Genomic DNA, 20715 nt, shown 5'->3' with positions numbered 1-20715 from the left:
GCTTATTCACTCCAAGTTGCGTTAAAACGATATCCAAGTCCACGTACTGTTTCAATAGCGTTCTCAATACCAAGCTCATTAAACTTCTTACGAAGACGCGTAATATTTACGTTTAATGTATTTTCTTCAACGAAGCTTTCATCATCCCAAAGCGCAGCTAATAAATCTTCGCGGCTTGCTGTACGAGGGAACTTAGATAATAACATTTCTGCTAAAATCGCCTCTTTCTTCGTTAAAAGAACTTGTTCAGATCCAAAGTGAATTTCTGGACGCTCAGGGAATAACTTTAAACCTTCTACTTCAACGATACGTTCAGAAATATTAGGTGCATAATCACCGTAAATACGGCGTAATTGTCCTTTAATTTTCGCCATTACAACGTCATAGTGGAACGGTTTTGTAATATAATCATCTGCACCGCTTTCAATCGCCATGATTTGTTCCATCTCACCAGCACGCGCTGAAATGAAAATAATTGGACAAGTAGATTCATGACGAATTTGACGGCACCAGTAGAAACCATCGAATTTCGGTAAGTTTACATCCAGTAAAACAAGATGTGGTTTCACAGCGTTAAACGATTCCATAATATCATCGAAATTCTCCGCTACAACAGCTTCATAACCGTATTTTTGGATGTGAGATTGTAGTAATGATGAAATATTTGGATCGTCTTCAACGATTAAAATTTTGTACATATGTATATTCCTCCTAAAAAAACAATTGTAGCTATAGTGTATCATGTGTTTCAAGTCTTTTCATTATGTTGAAAGATAAGCTAGTAAACAGTATAGGTCAAAAGTGTGAAAAGTAAAAAGGGCGCCGGATATGATTGACAAATATTAGTAATCGCTTTAATATTTAGATAAATATCTAAATGTCTAATTAGCGAAAGGGAGAAAGACATTGAATCAAGCATTCAAAGCATTAGCAGATCCAACAAGGCGAAAAATTTTAGACTTATTAAAAGAAGGTGATTTAACTGCTGGAGAAATTGCTGAACATTTCAATATGACAAAACCAAGTATTTCACACCACTTAAACGCACTTAAAAATGCTGAACTTATTCAAGATGAGAAGAAAGGGCAATTTGTTGTGTATTCATTGAACACAACTGTATTTCAAGATTTATTGACTTGGGTATTTACGTTTACGAATAAGGGGGAAGAAGGGAAATGAGAAAACATCTTTTTGCAATTATATTAATTGTTATAACTTGTTTAGCTTGGGCGTTTGCTTGGCCGCATTTGCCGGATACAATTGCGACGCATTGGAGCGGTGGTAAGGTAGATGGATATTCGTCTAAATTATATGGAATGATTTCTATGGTTGGAATTATGATTGTTTTATATATTTTTCTAAACGTGTTACCAAAGATTGATCCAAAGAAAGCAAACTACGAGAAGTTTTCTAAAGCTTTTATGATGATAAATAACGGGGTACTACTGCTACTATTTGTAGGGAATATAGACATTATTACAAGTGGATTAGGGTACAATTTATTCATTAATCGTGTGCCGGAATTATTAGTTGGTATTTTATTTATAGTCATCGGAAACTATTTACCACAATGTAAACCAAATTACTTTGTAGGTATAAAAACGCCGTGGACGTTAAGTAACGAAGAAGTATGGAGAAAGACACACCGTTTTAGCGGAAAGGTGTTTGTTGCAGTAGGGATTATTATGATTTTAAGTGTTTTTGCACCAGTAACATGGAAATCGTTCGTAATGGTTGGAATTATTATTGGTGCAGTAGGATTAACGATGGGATATTCATATGTTGCTTATAAAAAAGAACTAAAAATGTAAATAAAGCTGCTTTTCCTTTTATGGAAAAGCAGCTTTATTTTTATCACTTCTTCAAAACCGGTATCCAAATTTCACTTTTGAAGTTTGGTGATGTTACATCTTTCTGTTCATTCCACAATATTTCCGGTCCTTCCGCGAGTTCATAATTCGAAGAAGGGAACCATTCAGAATAAATACGTCCCCATACATTTTGCAGTGCATCAGGAAATGGACCGACCGCTTCAAATATAGCCCAAGTTGAAGCCGCAACTTCAAGTTGGGCGAATTGCTCTGGACAATCTTTCGTTGTGGCTACTCCAATGTAGTGATCGAGTTCTCCTTTTTCCTCCATTCTTCCTTCAGAAAAGTTAGTAGAGGCACTAATGATTCCATTCGGTTCCACGTTTGAAAGCATCTTTAATGCTTGAATGGACTCTGGGTTTAGACTTTTCCACATCGAAGCAATTTCTTCATTTACACCATTAAAAACAATAGGGACGCGTTTTTGTATACCAATAATTCGAAATGAGTCTTTTTCTTCAATTCGATAGTTCATTTCATTTCCTCCTTGAATGGATAGTTGGAAGGTCATCGGTGAATATGCTTTCAAAGAATGGTTACTATTTCGAGCCTCTGAAGGTGTTATGCCGTGTAAGTTTTGAAATGCACGAGAGAATGAATCTGGTGAGTTGTATCCATATTTTATAGCGACATCAATGACCTTTACATTGCTGTTTTTTAGTTCAAAGGCAGCGAGAGTAAGACGTCTACAGCGAATATAATCAGATAGTGATATGCCAGCTAGAAAAGAAAACATTCTTTTAAAGTGATATTCAGAGCAGAGAGCTAGCCTCGCAACTTCTTTAAAATCAATTTCATCTGTCAGGTTGTCTTCAATATATTGCATTGCTGCATTCATATTTTTAAGTGAATCCATACTATGACCTCCTCTGTACATAGAATAGCAGGAACGAAATAGCCCCATCCGACATTTCGTGCACAACTTTGTAGGTAGTTTTTTCACCTTACAAAAATGTAATGTTCCTGTAAGGAGAATGAATGGATGGTATGTTATCCCAATGTTATAGTAACAAAGTACTTTCATTCATGAGGTTAAATTTTGATGTCTTTACTTATGCGCCTTACATAACTGTCATGTTTGTGTAAGAAACATCGATAGTGGCAAGGGTAGAGAGTGTATATAGTTGAAAATAGAGAATAGAAGAAATGAGGGATGTCGAGATGAAAACAGTGTTAGAAGCAAAAAATATTAAAAAAGTATATGACACAGGTGGAAATAAATTTGAAGCGTTAAAAGGTATTAACTTACAAGTAAAAGAAGGAGAGTTCGTTGGAATTATGGGACCTTCTGGTTCTGGTAAGACGACTCTTTTAAATGTTCTTTCTACAATTGATAATGCGACGGACGGTGAAATTTTAATTGATGGAAAAGATATCGTGAAGATGAATGATGATAAGTTAGCGTTGTTCCGCCGCGATCATTTAGGTTTCATTTTCCAAGATTATAACTTATTAGATACGTTAACGGTGAAAGAGAATATTGCTTTACCTCTTGCATTATCGAAGGTGAAAGCAAGCGAAATTGACCGCCGTGTTCTTGAAATCTCCAAGAAGTTCGGTATTGATCATATTTTAAGTCAGTTCCCATATCAAGTATCAGGTGGACAGAAGCAGCGCTGCGCGGCATCACGTGCAATCGTTACAAATCCGAGTATGATTTTTGGGGACGAGCCAACTGGAGCGCTGGATTCTAAATCTGCAACAGATTTACTTGAAAGTATGAAGTCGTTAAATGAATATGATAACTCAACAATTTTAATGGTAACGCACGATGCATTTGCGGCAAGTTATTGTAAACGAGTTATTTTCATTAAAGATGGTGAGTTATATAAAGAATTGCACCGCGGTGAATTAACACGTAAACAGTTCTTCCAACAAGTCGTTGACGTAATGTCTTCTATTTCTGGAGGTATGGCTGATGACCTTATCTAGCATTGCCCTCCGCAACATACAGCGGAACTTTAAAGACTACTTTGTATATTTTGCATCTATGATTTTTAGTATCGTTATTTACTTTACATTTAAAGCACTGCAATATAATTCACAAATGGAAAAAGCAGCGGAAGCCTCTAAAAAGATTAGCGGTGCGTTTCAAGTTTCCAGTGTGATGCTTATCATCTTCGTAGCAGTGTTTATTATATATTCAAACGGATTCTTTACACGTAAACGTAAAAAAGAAGTTGGATTATATTCTTTACTAGGTATTCGTAAAAGACAAATTGGTAAAATGCTCTTTTATGAAAATATGTTAATGGGGTTAATGTCTTTAATTATCGGGATTGCGATCGGTAGCGTCCTTTCAAAATTATTCCTTGAGTTATTAGTAAGTATGATGGGACTAAACTTAAATGTTCATTTTGAAGTACCGATGGGTGCGATTATTGATACAACAATTATTTTCTTTGTGATTATTTTATATACATCACTTCAAGGATATCGTTTAATTTATCGCTTTAAGTTAATTGAGCTTTTCCGGGCAGAACGCGAAGGGGAAGCAATGCCAAAGGGATCAGTCGTTATGGCATTAATTTCATTGTTCTTAATCGGTTCAGGTTATTTCTTAGCGTTAATGTATGTGAAGGCACTTAAGTATGCAGACTTTATGGCAGTCGCACTTTACATTTTGCTGGCGACAGTATTAGGTACGTACTTACTATTTATGTTCTTTACAGTATTCGTATTAAAACGTGCACGAAATAATAAATCGTCGTTTTATAACGGTATGAATATGGTAACAACGTCACAGTTACTATATCGTATTAAAGGAAATGCAAAGTCACTTGCAACAATTTCTATTTTAAGTGCGGTGACGTTAACAGCGGTTGGTACGTCCGTTACGATGTATTACAACACATTCACGCAATCAAAAGCAGTTGCACCGTACAGTTATTCTTATGAGAAGAAAGATGCAGCACTAGATAAGAAAGTAAACGAGATTCTTGCGGGAGAGAAGCAGAATCATCCTGTAAAAGATCAATTTGAGATTGAGACAGTTCCTGTAAAAGGGAAGTTCGAAGGAGAAAAAGTTGATTTCATTCTTAATATGAATTACACGATTTCAGAGAAATATCAGTTTATGTCTCAGTCTGAATTTAACAAACTAGCTAAAAAAATCGATGCAGAAACAGTGAATGTAGCTACTGGTGAAGCATTTATATATGATAGTTCGTATATCGAGGGGCATGAGTTTAGCCCACAATATAAAGGAAATAAAGCGGTATTCCAAATTGGAAACGAAACGAAGCAATTAAAGATTCAAGGTGCAAACGATATTGCAATTACAAATTTAGGTGAATTAGTTGTTATCGTATCAGATGAAATGTATGAACAGGCGAAGCAAGCATTTGGAACACGCGTTGTAAAAAATATTGATGTAAAAGATGAAAAAGATAGTAAAGTGTTAACAGAAAAATTAACAAAAGTGATGCCAGCTAGTGAATCAGAAATGGTACCATCGTTTAGAGATTTCTATACTGGTTTCCATATGGGGCTTGAAGGAACAGGCCTAATGATGTTCATCGGAATGTTCTTAGGACTCGTATTCCTACTAGCAACAGGTTCTATCATTTACTTTAAACAATTAACAGAAGCGAATGCAGATCGTGAGCGCTACGTTGTACTTCGTAAAGTCGGAGTAACGAAACAAGAAATGAAAAAAGCTATCGCAAAACAAGTAAGCTTTATCTTTGCAATCCCGTTAGTAATCGGAATTCTGCACAGCTTATTTGCATTAAAAGGTTTAGCAAACTTATTACCATTTGAGATTATGATCCCGCTCCTAATTAGTATCGGAGTGTACAGTGTTATTTATATTGGATATTACTTCATAACAATTCGTTCTTATTATAAGATTGTGAGCGCGAAGTAATAGGAGATAACTGTAAGAAGCTAAAAAGCCATTCACCCAATTTTTTTATGAGGTGAATGGCTTTTTGCTTTTGTATATAAGTGCGACTAAGAGGGAGACATAATTAACGCGCATCAATTATGTCTATAAGACTAAAAGCATGTTTATGACCAAAGATATCTATGCATATTACAGTACGTTTTAAAGGATGTATTTCCAATACGGTCATGTACATTGTAGGAAAATAACCATTTTTATAATACGTGATTAATACTTCTACTTCTGAAATGAAGGAGCGCAATAAAGTGTCTTCAATTCTTTCTCTATCATCGTATGGTGATACTTTCCGCGATTCTTTCATGTCAGCAGATTGTTTAGACATAATAGTCATTTGAGGCGACTTGGATATATTTGTACTGCTCATGCTTTCTATTCTCCTAACAATATATTTTCTATATAGGAAGGTTAATTACTATGGAAGTAGCTGCTACTGATAATTCGTAAGTACTTTATTTTAGCTTTACCATGTATAGAACGAAAAGATTATGGATTATTGGAAGAGTAATTTGCTTAGTATTAAAAAATTACCAAATTCATTACCGTATTTATAGTAATTTATTTGTCATTTTTGTACTTTTTTGAATGGGGTTAAAACTTTATTTGGGAGGAAGGAGAATAAAATGAATATGAGGTGAGATAAGTATTATACTTATCTCACCTCATAGTAAGAAAACGTTTTTATATAACGGTATGATTTTCACGATATTGTCTAGGTGTCATATTCGTGATTTTTTTGAAAACTCGTGTGAAATAACTTTGGTCATTAAAATTAAGCCATGTACAAATATCTGATAATGGATATGTCGTTAATGTTAATAACTTCTTTGCTTCTTCTACTCGTTCTCTCTGGATGTATTCACTTAAAGGAATTCCCACTTCTTTTTTAAATATTTTTGATAAATAAGTAGGAGAAATATGTAAAAGATTAGCAAGATCATTAAGAGATATTTCATCGTAAATTTGTTTGTGAATATGATTTAGGCATGTAGTAATAGAATTAGAATATACCTGATTATTATATTCTTTAACACGTTCTGCAAAAGTACATAATGCATCTTCAATTAATCTATTTACGGAATACATGTTATCTAGCTTTTCAATGGTTTGGATATATAAAGTACCGAGTGAAAAAGCAATATCTGACGGAAGGTTGCCATCTATCGCATACCGAATAGCTAACGTAATCGCGATAATTCCATTGTTTTTTTGATTTCTAAGTTGATCTCCTTTTGATACAATTGCCGCATCTTCCTGAGGAAATGAATACGCATATTGTATTACTTTTTCTTTATTTCCTTCTTTAATTGCTGAGAAAAATTTACGTTCTAATGATATGTTGTAATTTTGCGGGTCGTTTCGGCGACGTTTTGAAATATATAGATCAGGATTTACAATTTTGTAAGCAATATCTTCTAGCACTTTGTTTTTTTTCCAAACAATATCGCTATCTAATTTTTCATTGAAGATTACGTAATATAACCAAATACTTATATCAATTAGAGTGCTTTTTTTCACCTCAGGTAGAAATTGATAGTAGTCTACTCCTTGTTGCATTTTATTAGTACAGTTGAAATACTTCATAAGTTTAATCGCCATTTCATCAGATACTTTTGGATAGGTAGTAGGGCCGATTATAATCGTTCCTTTTATATGTTCATGATTTGTTATATGGATGATGATGAAATTTTCAAGATACTTATTCCCTTTAAAAAGTGGGAAATTACAAGGAGCATTTTCTTGATACATCTCACTAAGATGTTCTTCCTTAGAAGCATAAAAAGGACTACCAATAGTATGAGAAGTAGCTTCATATAAAATTTTTTTGTCAGTAGATAAAAACTGAACAGGTACATGAAAAGTTCTATGCACAAGATCACATAAGTATTGTAGGTCGATGGAATTATTCATTATTTTCTCCTTTTAAATAGTTCGTGAAATACCACATTAAATCTACATCCTTTTCTATAAGATACAAATTTCTTAGTATTTAATTGTTTTTACTTGCATAAAAGGATTGTATATATTTACAGATTAATTTACATAGGTGCTTTATGACAATAAATGTAGAGATAGCGTATCCCATAAAAGCTCTCTATTATATTTATTATATCAAATAAATAAATATAATAGATGAATAGTTATCGAAATACTAGATCGGTGGGTGTTTTTTAGTAAATGATGATAGTAGGGATGAGTTTGAGCTATTGAAAAAGCTTTGCGAGGATACGCAAAGCTTTTTTCTATATTTTATTTTCTTTCGATTCACATTGTAGATAAGGAGAAAGAGAATCCTCTATTTTTCAGTTTATAAAAGATGAAGAGGACGGTTATTATTCATGTGGAATGCAAGCGTTTAATCTGCCAGACGTTGTTTTAGATGGAGGAATAGATCCGAAAGTAGCTGTAGATTTATTAAATGATTTTAACCTACATAATATATTTGAAAAACCTAATTTGAAAGATGGAGATACAATTAGCTTCACAGAAAATTCTCCAGTGTATCGTCTATCTCATGATATAGATAATCGCTATGAACAAGAGGATCCATTTTATAATCCGTGCGGTGTATGGAAGTTAGAGAGTGCTTCGGCAAAGAAATCTATATTTCAGAAGTTTGGGAGTGTGCTAAAAGGGTGGAAGAATACATAAAAGAGCTTGAAATAATTCAAGCTCTTTTTCATGATTATTTATGCTCTAAAATACGTTCAATCTCATATATACTTAATTGACTGGCTTTAGCAATCGTTTCAAGTGGTACACCAAGTTCATACATATCTTTAATCATTTGTATTTTTCCTTGTAGAATCCCTTCTTTTCGTCCTTGTTCCATGCCTTTTTCCAAGCCTTGTTCCAAGCCTTTTTCTATGCCTTTTTCCAAGCCTTGTTTCATCCCTTTTTCCATGCCTCTTTTCATTCCTTCTTTTTCTGCGTGGGCGAATTTTGCAGCCTCATCCATTAAAACCTTTTCTCTTGCGTCATAGGCTTGTCGGAAAGAGGAATCTTGACTCATACGTTCCCACTTGTTTATTGCTTTTTGTAAAATAGGATCTCGATTCATAGCAATGTCCTCCAATGTTTTAGTTAAGTGCTCATCCTCATTTGCTGAAAGCAATAAAAGCCAACGAGCAAACGGATCTTTCCACGGATTTACTTTTTCTTCATGCCATTGTTCGGTTAACTTTGGAATTTCTACAATGTGAATTTCTATGTCATCACTTAAGAGTTTCTGTTGTTGAGTATTCCATAATATGCTCGTTGTATGGAAGGATTTTTGTTCGGAAAACATTATGAAGTTTAATAAGTTTATGGTGATGGTTTTATGGAGTGAGCTATATGGCATGCCCTTTTGTAATTGAGATGTGTATAGTTTCCCCCAATAATATAAACTGCGTTTAATCATATCGTGATTATTATTGAGTTGTATTTCTACATTTACTTTTGTACCTGTGTTTAATGTCGCTGAAATGTCTAAAATAGATAACTTATCTTCTTCGTGTTCCCTGTGTAAATGTGGATCTTCTAGTTGTAGAGAAGCAATGGGTGACTCTAAAGATTCTTGTAACATAGCATTTAAAAATGCAATTAGAATATCTTCACTACCATTCGTACCAAACAATTGTTTAAATGCAAAATCAATGCGTAAATTAACTAACTGTTGGTTGAACACAGTTTGTCCTCTCCCTTGTCTCAGGTTGTTTCTTTCCTTCATTGTACCTAAAAATAACTAGGGCATGCAAACAGACTATTCTTCTATTTTTTAGTAGTATTATTAGAATGTCACAGACAAATATGCCTATGTTATACTCTAGTGAAATTAAAACATGTTTATATTGAGGAAAAGGTGATGTATATGCAAAAAGATATTTTAAAGTTATTAGATACAAAGCAAAGTGATTATGAATTTCCTGCCTTTGATAATGAATATATGGATATTTCACAAGTGAAGTTCTCTCACTTTGTCTTTTACGAATCGTGATAGAAAATAAACTTCCATCAGTAATTGATGGAAGTTTATTTTGTTATATTATTCCGTTACAACTGAAGCGATAAATGGTAAGTTACGATATTTTTCTGCACAGTCGATACCGTAGCCAACGATAAATTCGTCTGGAATTTGGAAGCCAACATATTCAGCTTTTAAGTCCACTTTACGGCGCTCAGGTTTATCAAGTAATGTACAGAATTTTAATGCCTTTGGTTTATGCATAAAGAAATGATCTTTTAAGAAATGAAGTGTTAAACCAGAATCGATAATGTCTTCTACGACAATTACGTTTTTTCCAGTAATGTTTACATCGATATCTTTTAATAGCTTTACTTTACCAGTTGTTTCTGTTTGATTTCCGTAGCTAGATGCAGAGATAAAGTCGATTGTTACATCGTTTTTAATGTGACGAATTAAATCAGCAGCAAATACGAATGAACCTTTTAATACTGCGATGACTACGATTTCTTCTCCTTCAAAGTCACGTTCGATTTGAAGTGCTAGTTCTTTTACTTTTGCTTGTAATTGTTCTTCAGAAATTAAAGTGTCTTTTATTTCAATATTCATTGGAATCCTCCTACAGTGTGTAAAACTTGTGAACATTTCGACTGTAAAGGATAGAATAGAAAAAGTCAAAGAGGATAGTATTTTTCTACAAAAACAACGACAAAATCATCTGATGATATGATATACTAATCACATTAAGAAAACGCTTCCATAAAAGGGTGATTATGATGAAAAAGAAACAGTACACAAGTGTAACATTTATAAAAGCATTACTTTTAACAATTGTTCTTGGCCTGTTGGCTTACATAATTGATGTACCTGCAATTCGCATTTCACTAATTGGAATGACTTTAGTATTAGGCGCAATTTCTCATGGCATGATGTCGCAGCTAAAAGAAGCTGAACTTAATAATATGAAAGATCATATAGATAAGAAATAAGAAACCTTCACATATATAGAGTGAAGGTTTTTTCGTTTCTTACAAAAATGTAAGGTAGTTGTAAGACAAATCGATAGTTGCATAGTAGTGTTTTGTATAAACTATAAGTGTAAGGTAAAAGGCAAGCATATTTTAGGTAAATTAAGTTTTAGGCACTCTATATGTGAAGAAGGAGTAGGAGGGCATGGAGAAACGTTGGACAACCTTTTCTTTTTTAGCGACTAGTAACACCGTAATGCTAGCTGGAGAAATGGATTTTTTGCACTTGTTTGATCAAGAAGACGATCATTCTTCTTCAAAATTTACAATGAAATGGTGTAAATGGAGCGAAAGTTGTAGATTGGAAGAAGAGACCCCTAACGAAGAGCAAAAAATTATTTTAACAAATCCTATTAAAGCGTGGGTTGCTCAACGTAGTAAGTGTAACGTCAAAAATCACTTCAAGAAAACTGAGCCGAGACAATTAGTTATCGCTCCGGCCAATTCTACTTCTAAATCACGCGAAAGTAACATGTAAATATTGAGACACACACCCGAAAAGAGCATTGTATGATACAGTGCTCTTTTTCTTTTTTGTAAAAAGTCTTTTGTTTGAGGAAAAATTTGCTATGATTATGGAGGAATCTTACATTTTACATATAGTTCGGAAATATGAGTGTAATAAAATTTAAAAAGGTGTGTGTATGATGAAAAAGTATAGTGTAATTGCAGTAGCGAGTTTGTTAGCAACAAATCTATTAACCTTTCCTTCTAGTTCTCTAGCGGAAATTGAAAATAAAACGAGAAATAGTATAGAAACTCTACCACATATACATAGCAATGAGAAAAGTGAACTACAAAAACAATTAGAAGCTGTAAACGAGCGACAAATAGAATTAGAAAAAAGAGAAGAAATTTTAAAACAGCAGGAAGTATTATTTGTTAAGGTAGATGAACTAAAACAGAAAAAAGAAGAGCTATCGAAACAAGATGGTGAACATAAAGTACAGTTGGAAGAAGTACAGCGAAAATTAGATGAATTGAAAAGGCAGCAAGCAGAACTTGAAGGGAAGAACCCGTTACAGGTAAAGAGTGACGATCAAGGGAAAGCTGAATTAGACAAACAAGAAGTGCTTGAAGAGAAAAATACATTAGAAGTAAAAGAAAACAATAGCCACGAAGAAAAAGTTCAGGAAGAATTAGAAGAACAAAAAAAGAAAGAAGAGCTAAAGAAGCAACAAGATGAATTACGAAAACAGCAGGAAGAATTGAAGAAGCAACAACTAGAATTGGAGCAGAAAACAAAACAAGAGCTTGAACGAGAACAAAAAGAGGAACAAGCGAAACAAGAGTTTGAATTAAAGCAAAAAGAGGAACAAGCAAAACAAGAGTTTGAATTAAAGCAAAAAGAGGAACAAGCAAAACAAGAACTTGAATTAAAGCAAAAGGAAGAACAGGAAAAGAGAGAAGCAGAATTAAAACAAGCTGTTACAATGCAAGCAGCGCCGCAATCATTTCCTGATGTTCCAAGCTGGGCGGAAGAGTCTGTTTATTATTTAGTTAATAAAAAGGTGATTTCTGGGATGCCGGATGGAACATTTTCACCAAGCCAAGTATTAAGCAGAGCTGAAGCAGCTACAATTATGGCGAAAATTTTAGGATTAGAAGTTAAAGAAGGTGAAAAGCCAACTTTTACAGACTCTCAAGACCATTGGGCAACTTCTTATATTGCTGCGGTGGAAAAAGCAGGTGTCATTAAAGGTGAAGGAAATGGGAAATTTAATCCGAATGGTCAAATGACAAGAGCTGCTATGGCAACGATGCTAGTCCAAGCGTATCAATTAGACAAAAAGGTTAATGAAGAATTACCAACATTATTTGCTGATGTGAAAGATCATTGGGGTGAGAAATTCATTAATATTTTAGTAGGCATGGGTATATCCAGTGGTGTTGATGGAAAGCATTGGCAACCGGATAGATCCATTACGCGTGCAGAGGCAGCACAGCTCGTCGCAGTTACAGATAAGTCTAAAGACAATGAAGTGAAGGTAAAAAAGATAAACATTTCGAAAAAATTCTTTACGTATAATGGACCATCTTTATCATCTGGAATTTCAAAGGAATATGGACCTAGGGAAGTAACAGTGTATGAAGAACGAGAAGACGGATGGATTAGAATTCATACGGAAGAAGGTTTTAAGTGGGTTTGTTTAGTTGAAAAGAAAATAAATATGAATAATAACTTTTTGACATACAATGAGGCATCCTTATCTTCTGGTATTTCAAGTGAGTATGCTCCGCAAATAGTAACGGTTGTTGAAGAGCGAGAAGGCAATTGGATTAAAATTTATACTAGTTTAGGTTACAAGTGGGTATGTCTAACAGAAAAGAAAATACAGATTGAAAGAGACTTTACTACTTATGATGCTCCTTCCCGCTCTGCGAATATACTAGATTATTATGGGCCTCAATTAGTAACTGTTGTAGAGGAAAGAGGTACGTGGCTTCGTATACGTACATATGCAGGCTATCAATGGTTAGATACGAAAAAAGAAGCGAAGTATTTATCTAAAGTATTCTTTGCTTATGATAGCCCGAGTTTTGTATCCCGTGTATCAGGAAAGTATGCACCGCAGACAGTAGAGGTTTATGGTGAAAGAAATGGTGGCTGGATTCAAATCCAAACTAGTAATGGATTAAAGTGGGTTAATGAAGGAAATATTAATAGTAGTCAAGTAATATTAAACGTTCCGTCACTGTATCAATTCCCAGAGTTGCATAATGGATGTGAAGTCGTTTCTTTACAAATGCTTGTGGAACATCAAATTGGTCGCTCGTTAAACAAAGTGACGTTTGCGTTTGAAATGCCGTTTGATCAAACGAAGTTAAAAAATTATAAAACGTCATCACAAATTTGGGGAGATCCAGATGTAGGATTTGTAGGTGATGTAACAGGCAATACGCCAGGTTATTCTATTAATCCAGAACCATTAAAACGATTGTTAGATAAATATGCAAGAGGAACGAATTTAACCGGTAACGATCTTTCTGTTTTAGAAGACTATGTAAGAAATGGAAAACCAGTAGTGACATGGGTAACTGTAGCACTAAATAATCCAAGACCAATTACAACGTGGAAAACAGCAGGTGGAAAAACAATTTATGCAAGAATGAATACGCATGCAGTAGTATTAACAGGAGTGGATGATAATTACGTATATTATAATGATCCATTTTATGGGACGAAAAATGTAAAAGTGAGTAAGAGCCGCTTTGCAAGTATTTATAACCAAATGGGCAAGAAGGCTTTAAGTGTAGATTAAATTTAGAAGGTTATCCAAAGAATATTTTGGATAACCTTTTTTTCTACAATGAAATCTTTAAATGAAATATATTTCATCTGCATCTTATATTTATATCTGTTGTTTGTTCTAGTGATACATCCGATGCGAGTTGATGTGAATAAAATATAATGTAGCAATGATGGCATTGAGCGCTTGTCTTGTCGCAATAGGTACATTATTTGGTTTGAATCGTCGCAATAAAGTTAATGCGGGATAAAATATTGTCCTATAAAGAATGGGATAATTTCACATATTAAAAATGGTAGGTTATTCCTACCATTTTTTGCATGGAGGGATGAAACATGAAGTTATGCAATTATATCGGTATCATATTGATGGCTATAGGGCTATTCATGGGATCGTATTACGCTTTGGAGTGGTCTAAAGGAAAAAGCTCTGCTCAACAATTAACGAAAGAAGAAATAAAGAACCTTGAAAATATACAACATAATCAACTTTCTCATGAAGAACCTGTAACTTTCCAAGTGCCTTCTTCTCAAACAGAACATAAAGAAGGAGAAAAGGTAGCGATGCTAAATATACCGAAAATAAAGAAGAAGTTTTCTATATATTGGGAAGCGAATGATGTGACTTTGAAAAAAGGAGTTGGTATGTTCGTTAGTGATTTAACGACAACGCCATCTGGAGGAGGACATACTGTACTGAGTGGGCATCGAGATACTGTATTTACGGATTTGGGGGAGTTGAAAGAAAAGGATACCCTTATTTTAGAGTATGATAATAAAACTTACACATATGAAATTCAAAAAATATGGATTACCCATGCGGATGATCGTACTGTTATTATAAAAAAAGAAGAACCAATATTAACACTGACGACTTGCTATCCATTTGATTATATAGGGGATGCACCAGATAGATATATTATTGATGCGAAATTAACTGCTAGTTATTCAAAATAAAATTGTAGTTTTTGAAAGCGGGAGGGGGTAGAGAATACAGGGGATGGTGTGTTATTTTACTTCTATTTACCGAAAAAAGCGTAGCCAATATGATCTACGCTTTTTTTATTTATTTTTATATTATCTTTATCTAATCTTTATTTTTAAAGGATATAATTTAGTTAGAAAATGAGGTTATGTAAGGAGTCGATAAACCGTGCATAGCAAGTGGCTAAGTATAATGGTATTTATTTTCTTTTGTGCATTTATTGTATTTTTAATTAATATTACGATATGAAAAAAAAGCGCTTATTAAGCGCTTTTTTTGTTTGCATTTATTTGAGAAGCACCGATGCTTTTGAATAAGCGTGGTGAAGTTCTGAATAAAAGGAATAGTAATACTGTACATAAGGCGAAAGAAGCAAGCATTGTACTACCGTTTACAATTAATGAATATAGCACAGCTGATTGACCTTTCGGTGCATATTGTCCCCAAAAAATAATACCGGCGATAAAGTGACAGAAGTAGCGAGCTAGACTACCGATAAATGTAGCAAGGATAATATAGGAAATTGTTTTCTTTCTTTCACCGTTAATTAAGGTCTGCTGAATTTGCTTATAAAAGAGTCCAGCAAATCCGATAAAAGCAAAGGCAATGAAGTATTCAATGAATGCTTGAATAGGTGTTAAAATGTAAGCATCACCTACGACGATTTGTAATAGTCCCCAAATTAAGCCTCCTAAGAAAGCCATTTTGAAGCCCCAGCGGTATGCGATAATAAAAATAGGAATCATAGCAAATGAGATGGAACCGCCTGTTGGAAGTTTAATTGATAATGGTAAAATGTCGATAATCATGGCGAAGGCTGCAAGAATAGCAGATTCGATCATCGCTTGTAAATTGGTGTTACGCATGTTGTTTCCCCCTAAATCCAAGTTGTACAAAAAAGAACATTATCATAGGAGGATACGAAATACGTAAATAAAAAAGAGGTGTGTATTTCGGACGTTTGCACAATCCCTGCGTTAGCATTAACTAACAGGTTCGAAGGGTCGGAACGGAAATGTTCCCTCTCAGCAGCATGGCTCCCCCTGTGATAACGAGATTCTTTATTTGCTATTGTTTATTGTAAGCGAAATGGATGAGAATGGCAAACGAATCTGTTATGACAATTATTGCAATATAATTGTATTGAAATGTTAATAAATATGAAGCAAAAAGATATAGTCCAAGTGAAATAGAGTATGATATAATTTGTCTGAAAATAATTATCATTCTCTTCTGAGGGGGAAGGTTATGAGTTTAGTAGATATTAAAATTGGTGAGAAAGTATTAGTAAAAAGTATTCAGTCGTTAGATCATTTACTAAAGAGAAGACTAGCTGCTTTCGGTCTCGCGGAAGGAAGCGAGCTTCGCATAAAACAGAAAGCGATGTTTAAAGGTCCTTGTACATTGGAGTGTCGCGGACAATTAATTAGTATTCGTCATTGTGACGCGAAAATGATAAAGGTGGAATTAGCGTGAATAAGGTAGCTTTGTTAGGAAATCCGAATACAGGGAAAACATCATTATTTAATGCGCTTACTGGTTCTTATGAATACGTAGGAAACTGGAGCGGTGTAACAGTAGAAAAGAAGGTTGGTAAATTAAAAGATAAGCAAGGGACACTAATTGATTTACCAGGCGTTTATGATTTAAATCCAGTTTCACGTGATGAAGGTGTCGTTACAAACTTTCTACTAACAGACGAATTTCATCATATGTTAAATATAGTGGATTCTTCGCAATTTGAGCGAAATATGCATTTAACGTTGCAATTACTTGAATTTGGTAAGCCGGTTTCAATTGGTTTAAATATGGTTGATGTGGCAAAGCAAAGAGGAATTGTTATTGATGTAAAACGATTATCAGAAATATTAGGTGTAACAGTCGTTCCTGTCATCGCAAGAACCGGAAAAGGCTGTGAAGAATTACTTACTACTCTTCATGAAGAGAAACAAAAAGAGAAAAAGCCATTCATTATTTCATATGGTGTACAAATGGATGAGGGGATCGGCGAGGTAATTTCTCTTTTAGAGACAGCGAATTATGAGCATCCAAGATGGTTAGCCCTTCAATTTCTAAGCAATAACGAAGTAGTAGAAAAAGAAATGAAAGCACTGCCAATTTATAAGGAACTTGTAGCCGTTCGATCTCGCTTAGAAGGAAAACTTGATTGTACGTTGGAGGAGCATATTTATAAGACTCGTGAAGCGTATATTGAAAAGTTAAAAACAAATGTTATGAAGCATGAGAAAGAAGGGAAAATTCCTTTTTCGGAAAAAATTGATAGGTTAATTACACATAAAATTTTAGGACTTCCAATCTTTTTAGCAGTTATGTTTTTTATTTTTCAGGTTACGTTTACGTGGATTGGGACACCGTTATCTGATATGTTAGATGGTTTTTTTGGTGGGCAGCTTACGGATTGGGTAACAGCTGGACTCACAACTGTTGGGGCTTCTGATTTTATTCAAGCGCTCGTTACAGAAGGTATTATTGCCGGTGTTGGTGCAGTATTAGTATTCGTTCCACAAATCTTTGCACTATTCTTTTTCATTTCATTATTAGAAGACTCAGGATATATGGCGCGAATTGCAGTTGTTATGGATAGAATTATGGAGTTTTTCGGTTTAAATGGAAAAGCGTTCATTCCGATGATTATCGGTTTTGGATGTAATGTGCCAGGTATTATGGCCGCGAGAACGATTGAACAAGAGAAAGAACGTTTACTTACGGTTTTAGTAACACCATTTATGTCTTGTTCAGCACGTTTACCTGTATATGCATTATTTGCAGGAGTGTTCTTCCCTCATAGTCAGGCAACTGTTGTGTTTTCTTTATATGTTGCAGGTATTGTTCTTGCATTACTCGTTACAAAAATTATGTCTCTTACTATTTTAAAAGCGGAAAAATCTATTTTCGTAATTGAATTACCTCCTTACCGCGTGCCGCAAGCGAAAACGTTATGGCTGAGCACTTGGGAGAAAGGTAAAGGGTTTGTTCGTAAAGCGGGTACATTTATCTTCGGTGGTTCTGTTGTCATTTGGTTATTAAATTATGCAGGTCCATCAGGATTTGGTGTTGATATGGGAGACAGTTTCTTAGCGATGATTGGTGGTTTTATCGCGCCACTATTCGCACCGCTCGGCTTTGGAACGTGGCAAGCTGCAGCATCTCTTTTAACAGGATTTTTAGCGAAAGAAGTTGTCGTTTCTACAATGGCAATTATTTATGCAGTGAAAGAAGATGTGCTTGGTAATGTCATGGGGGCACATTATACGGCGCTATCAGCGTATGCATTTATGTTCTTTATTTTATTATATGTTCCGTGCTTAGCGACAGTAGCTGTCATTAAACGTGAAACTGGATCGGTGAAATGGACAATTTTCTCTGTCGTTTATCCATTAGTTGTTGCTTATGTATTAACGCTCATTATATACCAAGTTGGATCCTTACTCGGATTCTAGAAGGAGATGTATTAAGGTGATGGTCAATATTATAATTGGAGCTATCATTTTTGGCTATGCAGCATATACGTTAGTGAATTTTGTAAAGAGAAGTAAAAAAGGAAAATGCGCAGCATGTTCTTTAAATAAGTCATGTCAGTCACAAACGTGTAGTCCGGATATGGAGCAAATTGCTCACAAATAGAAAAAAGCTTTGCGATTTCGCAAAGCTTTTTTGTTTTACTTTTTAAATTTTATAAGTTGAGGAGATTGTTTGTTGCTTCTCGTATTAGTGTATAAGAAATATGGAAACGTAATTATCGAATTAGCTTTCACTAAATTACATTTATATCATTTAGTGAAAGGGCACAAAAGTAAGTTAATTTTAAAGAGAAATAATGAGAATATATTAGGAATACAATATTATGTATGGAATGTCATATTATATTGGATGTATTTTGGAAATAACATGTAAGGACATCTTCGTTTTGTTATAATGAACACATAGGCTTTAAAAATGAATATTCTTTACTGAAAAGGAAGATTTTTACGTTTTCCAAGTAGTGAATTTGAAATATGAGGTATATCATAGGAGGAATTCGGATGTCTGTATTTAAACGATTACGAGATTTAACAATGTCAAATGTGTATTCATTAATTGAAAAAGCGGAAGATCCAGTTAAGATGACGGATCAATATTTACGTGATATGCAAGCGGATGTACAAGAAGCTGAGAAAAGTGTAGCAGCTCAAATCGCACTTGAGAAAAAGTTCAAATTATTATTTGAAGAGCAAGAAGCACTTGTGAAAAAACGTGAAGAACAAGCTCATATGGCTGTTCAAGCTAGCAACTTAGACCTTGCGCGCCGTGCACTAGAAGAAAAACAAAATGCAGAGCAAAAGATGAATGAGTATAAAGCAAGCTATGAACAAAACAAAGCTGCTGCGGATAATCTTCGTGCGAAGTTAGAAGAGATGCGTAAGCAATTAACAGAGCTAAAAAATAAACGTGAAACACTTGTAGCGCGTGTAAATGCAGCGAAAGCTCAAAAGAATATTAACCAGGCGATGTCTGGATTTGATTCAAATTCAGCAAAAGCTGGTTTAAGCCGTATGGAAGAGAAAGCTCTTCAATTAGAGGCTGAAGCAGAAGCAAGCGGTGAAGTTTACAAAAAAGAAAAATCATTAGATGATGAATTCGCAAGCTTAAACAAAAATTCTGCTGTTGACGATGAATTAGCTCGTATTATGAAGCAGTACGAGAAATAATATAGAATAGAGACAAATGAACCGACATGTCTAAATACATTCATGTCGGTTTTCTATTACAGTTAGAGGAGGTTTTGCAATGACATGGATGAATGTAGTAGCCATGCTTGTATGGACTGGAGCGAGTGCAGCACTTTTATTTGCAATTATGTGGGTTGATTCGATTTTTACAAAATACAATGATTTAAAAGAAATAAAAAATGGGAATACCGCTGTAGCTACTCGTTTCGTGATGAAATTATTCGCGCAAGGGTACATTTTATCTCAATCGATAACGAAGGCAAATGACTTATGGCAAGCACTTCTTGCTTCAGCAGTTTCTTTCGTTATTTTATTAGTGGTCGAAATGTTTATTGAATTTGTATTAAAGAAAATGGCTGGTCTTGATTTAGAAGAAGGTACGAAAGAAGGCAGCGTAGCACATGCGATGTTAGCTGGATCATTACATATCGTTGGGGCACTTATTTTAGGTGCTTGTTTATAAAGAGAAAAGGAGGGGTAAATCATGAGTTTATTTAAACGTATTAAAAATATAATGAAAAGCCCAGAGCCGCCGAAACCAGAAAAGAGTCTTTTAACGTTAGCTCCTGGCGATATGATTGAAGTTTCGTTAGTCATGTACGAGTTAACTGGGAAAACGAGTATGCATTCTCGCAAGGAAATTGTTTTAACGTTGCAGGACGGGAAAGATATTCGTTATTTAAAAATTGAAGATCGTGAAAATACGTATTACAAATTATATACGCCGATTGATGGTCGTTTAGATTCAATTGAGGAAATTCCGACGACAATTGAAATGGATGATACGGAGTACCATATGGAAGAACAATATAACGGACGTGTTGTTGTGATGGGGAAAACACCATTTTCTGCTTCAGAGGAACAGTACGTATGGGAATTCCAATCTGATAACCGAAAATTATTACGTATTGAATGGCAAAATGGTCGCACAATGATGTATGAGGGAGAAGCAATCATTCCTGCTGATGTACAAATTATAAGAGCAACGTAAGGGGGCGTAA

Annotated in this window: 21 protein-coding genes, 3 pseudogenes and 1 riboswitch; of the genes and pseudogenes, 17 read left to right on the top strand and 7 right to left on the bottom strand. The window is 34.5% G+C overall.

What is annotated here, in order from left to right; all coding sequences use genetic code 11:
* Nucleotides 1–2 precede the first annotated feature (2 nt).
* Complete coding sequence (locus tag COC96_RS14150; RefSeq protein ID WP_000276737.1) at nucleotides 3–698, bottom strand: response regulator transcription factor; 696 nt, start codon at nucleotides 696–698, stop codon at nucleotides 3–5.
* 208 nt (nucleotides 699–906) lie between these two features.
* On the opposite strand from COC96_RS14150, the gene COC96_RS14145 reads away from it, so the two are divergent.
* Both COC96_RS14145 and COC96_RS14140 read left to right on the top strand, forming a co-directional pair.
* On the top strand, nucleotides 907–1179 hold the full coding sequence (locus tag COC96_RS14145) for an autorepressor SdpR family transcription factor (protein ID WP_001070526.1): 273 nt from the start codon (nucleotides 907–909) through the stop codon (nucleotides 1177–1179).
* Nucleotides 1176–1811, top strand: coding sequence for an SdpI family protein (locus tag COC96_RS14140; protein ID WP_098269449.1), 636 nt, complete (start codon nucleotides 1176–1178; stop codon nucleotides 1809–1811). The genes COC96_RS14145 and COC96_RS14140 overlap by 4 nt, the downstream gene beginning before the upstream one ends.
* A 43-nt stretch (nucleotides 1812–1854) precedes the next feature.
* Here COC96_RS14140 and COC96_RS14135 read toward each other — a convergent pair whose 3' ends face one another.
* Complete coding sequence (locus COC96_RS14135; RefSeq protein WP_098269448.1) at nucleotides 1855–2727, bottom strand: AraC family transcriptional regulator; 873 nt, start codon at nucleotides 2725–2727, stop codon at nucleotides 1855–1857.
* Nucleotides 2728–3032: 305 nt separating this feature from the next.
* Here COC96_RS14135 and COC96_RS14130 point away from each other — a divergent pair, with 305 nt between their 5' ends.
* The gene (locus COC96_RS14130) at nucleotides 3033–3803 is read left to right on the top strand and encodes an ABC transporter ATP-binding protein (protein ID WP_097904741.1); all 771 of its coding nucleotides are present in this window, start codon (nucleotides 3033–3035) and stop codon (nucleotides 3801–3803) included.
* Nucleotides 3790–5739 (top strand): ABC transporter permease, encoded by a 1950-nt coding sequence (locus COC96_RS14125; protein WP_098768941.1) that lies wholly within the window; start codon nucleotides 3790–3792, stop codon nucleotides 5737–5739. Before COC96_RS14130 ends, COC96_RS14125 begins: the two co-directional genes overlap by 14 nt.
* A gap of 103 nt (nucleotides 5740–5842) precedes the next feature.
* Here COC96_RS14125 and COC96_RS14120 read toward each other — a convergent pair whose 3' ends face one another.
* Nucleotides 5843–6142: a YolD-like family protein gene (locus COC96_RS14120; protein WP_098269446.1), complete on the bottom strand. Its 300-nt coding sequence runs from the start codon at nucleotides 6140–6142 to the stop codon at nucleotides 5843–5845.
* Between the two features lie 314 nt (nucleotides 6143–6456).
* On the bottom strand, nucleotides 6457–7686 hold the full coding sequence (locus tag COC96_RS14115; RefSeq protein WP_098768940.1) for a helix-turn-helix domain-containing protein: 1230 nt from the start codon (nucleotides 7684–7686) through the stop codon (nucleotides 6457–6459).
* 402 nt (nucleotides 7687–8088) lie between these two features.
* Here COC96_RS14115 and COC96_RS14110 point away from each other — a divergent pair.
* Nucleotides 8089–8427, top strand: a pseudogene (locus COC96_RS14110) (DUF4261 domain-containing protein); the annotation flags it as partial.
* A gap of 34 nt (nucleotides 8428–8461) precedes the next feature.
* On the opposite strand, the gene COC96_RS14105 reads toward COC96_RS14110, so the two are convergent.
* Entirely contained in the window at nucleotides 8462–9445 is a 984-nt protein-coding gene (locus COC96_RS14105) for an Rpn family recombination-promoting nuclease/putative transposase (RefSeq protein WP_098768939.1), read from the bottom strand.
* A 183-nt stretch (nucleotides 9446–9628) separates the two neighbouring features.
* Here COC96_RS14105 and COC96_RS28045 point away from each other — a divergent pair.
* Nucleotides 9629–9736: pseudogene (locus tag COC96_RS28045) on the top strand (DUF7003 family protein); the annotation flags it as partial.
* 66 nt (nucleotides 9737–9802) lie between these two features.
* Here the strand turns inward: COC96_RS28045 and hpt are convergent.
* On the bottom strand, nucleotides 9803–10330 hold the full coding sequence (gene hpt / locus COC96_RS14095; protein WP_001019294.1) for a hypoxanthine phosphoribosyltransferase: 528 nt from the start codon (nucleotides 10328–10330) through the stop codon (nucleotides 9803–9805).
* A gap of 164 nt (nucleotides 10331–10494) precedes the next feature.
* On the opposite strand from hpt, the gene COC96_RS14090 reads away from it, so the two are divergent.
* The 5 genes and pseudogenes from COC96_RS14090 (at nucleotide 10495) to COC96_RS14070 (ending at nucleotide 14956) form a co-directional block, all read left to right on the top strand.
* Nucleotides 10495–10710 (top strand): hypothetical protein, encoded by a 216-nt coding sequence (locus COC96_RS14090; RefSeq protein WP_098768938.1) that lies wholly within the window; start codon nucleotides 10495–10497, stop codon nucleotides 10708–10710.
* A gap of 184 nt (nucleotides 10711–10894) precedes the next feature.
* Entirely contained in the window at nucleotides 10895–11227 is a 333-nt protein-coding gene (locus tag COC96_RS14085) for a hypothetical protein (RefSeq protein ID WP_098269442.1), read from the top strand.
* A 166-nt stretch (nucleotides 11228–11393) separates the two neighbouring features.
* Nucleotides 11394–14012: an S-layer homology domain-containing protein gene (locus tag COC96_RS14080; RefSeq protein WP_098768937.1), complete on the top strand. Its 2619-nt coding sequence runs from the start codon at nucleotides 11394–11396 to the stop codon at nucleotides 14010–14012.
* 148 nt (nucleotides 14013–14160) lie between these two features.
* Nucleotides 14161–14250: pseudogene (locus COC96_RS14075) on the top strand (LPXTG cell wall anchor domain-containing protein); the annotation flags it as partial.
* A gap of 85 nt (nucleotides 14251–14335) precedes the next feature.
* Nucleotides 14336–14956 carry a class D sortase gene (locus tag COC96_RS14070; protein ID WP_098768936.1) on the top strand — a complete coding sequence of 207 codons (621 nt, stop codon included), beginning with the start codon at nucleotides 14336–14338 and terminating at the stop codon, nucleotides 14954–14956.
* 291 nt (nucleotides 14957–15247) lie between these two features.
* On the opposite strand, the gene thiT is transcribed toward COC96_RS14070, so the two are convergent.
* Entirely contained in the window at nucleotides 15248–15871 is a 624-nt protein-coding gene (thiT, locus tag COC96_RS14065; RefSeq protein WP_176538820.1) for an energy-coupled thiamine transporter ThiT, read from the bottom strand.
* 64 nt (nucleotides 15872–15935) lie between these two features.
* Nucleotides 15936–16038, bottom strand: a riboswitch (TPP riboswitch).
* A gap of 194 nt (nucleotides 16039–16232) precedes the next feature.
* Between thiT and COC96_RS14060 the strand changes: the two genes are divergently transcribed.
* The 6 genes from COC96_RS14060 to COC96_RS14030 all read left to right on the top strand — a co-directional run bounded on the left by COC96_RS14060 (nucleotide 16233) and on the right by COC96_RS14030 (nucleotide 20705).
* Entirely contained in the window at nucleotides 16233–16460 is a 228-nt protein-coding gene (locus tag COC96_RS14060) for a FeoA family protein (RefSeq protein ID WP_097904728.1), read from the top strand.
* The gene (gene feoB / locus COC96_RS14055; RefSeq protein WP_098269436.1) at nucleotides 16457–18445 is read left to right on the top strand and encodes a ferrous iron transport protein B; all 1989 of its coding nucleotides are present in this window, start codon (nucleotides 16457–16459) and stop codon (nucleotides 18443–18445) included. The genes COC96_RS14060 and feoB overlap by 4 nt, the downstream gene beginning before the upstream one ends.
* A 16-nt stretch (nucleotides 18446–18461) precedes the next feature.
* Nucleotides 18462–18629, top strand: a complete 168-nt coding sequence (locus tag COC96_RS14050) for a FeoB-associated Cys-rich membrane protein (RefSeq protein ID WP_000989597.1) — start codon at nucleotides 18462–18464, stop codon at nucleotides 18627–18629.
* Nucleotides 18630–19027: 398 nt separating this feature from the next.
* Nucleotides 19028–19693 carry a PspA/IM30 family protein gene (locus tag COC96_RS14040; RefSeq protein ID WP_071710946.1) on the top strand — a complete coding sequence of 222 codons (666 nt, stop codon included), beginning with the start codon at nucleotides 19028–19030 and terminating at the stop codon, nucleotides 19691–19693.
* 79 nt (nucleotides 19694–19772) lie between these two features.
* Nucleotides 19773–20177 carry a DUF350 domain-containing protein gene (locus tag COC96_RS14035; RefSeq protein ID WP_098768934.1) on the top strand — a complete coding sequence of 135 codons (405 nt, stop codon included), beginning with the start codon at nucleotides 19773–19775 and terminating at the stop codon, nucleotides 20175–20177.
* 21 nt (nucleotides 20178–20198) lie between these two features.
* On the top strand, nucleotides 20199–20705 hold the full coding sequence (locus tag COC96_RS14030) for a DUF4178 domain-containing protein (protein ID WP_000051755.1): 507 nt from the start codon (nucleotides 20199–20201) through the stop codon (nucleotides 20703–20705).
* Nucleotides 20706–20715: the final 10 nt, after the last annotated feature.

This window comes from Bacillus cereus, from assembly GCF_002577405.1.
GTDB lineage: Bacteria > Bacillota > Bacilli > Bacillales > Bacillaceae_G > Bacillus_A > Bacillus_A cereus_AU.
The sequence above is the reverse complement of the archived record's forward strand: the minus strand, read 5'-3'. Positions and strand labels throughout refer to the sequence as shown.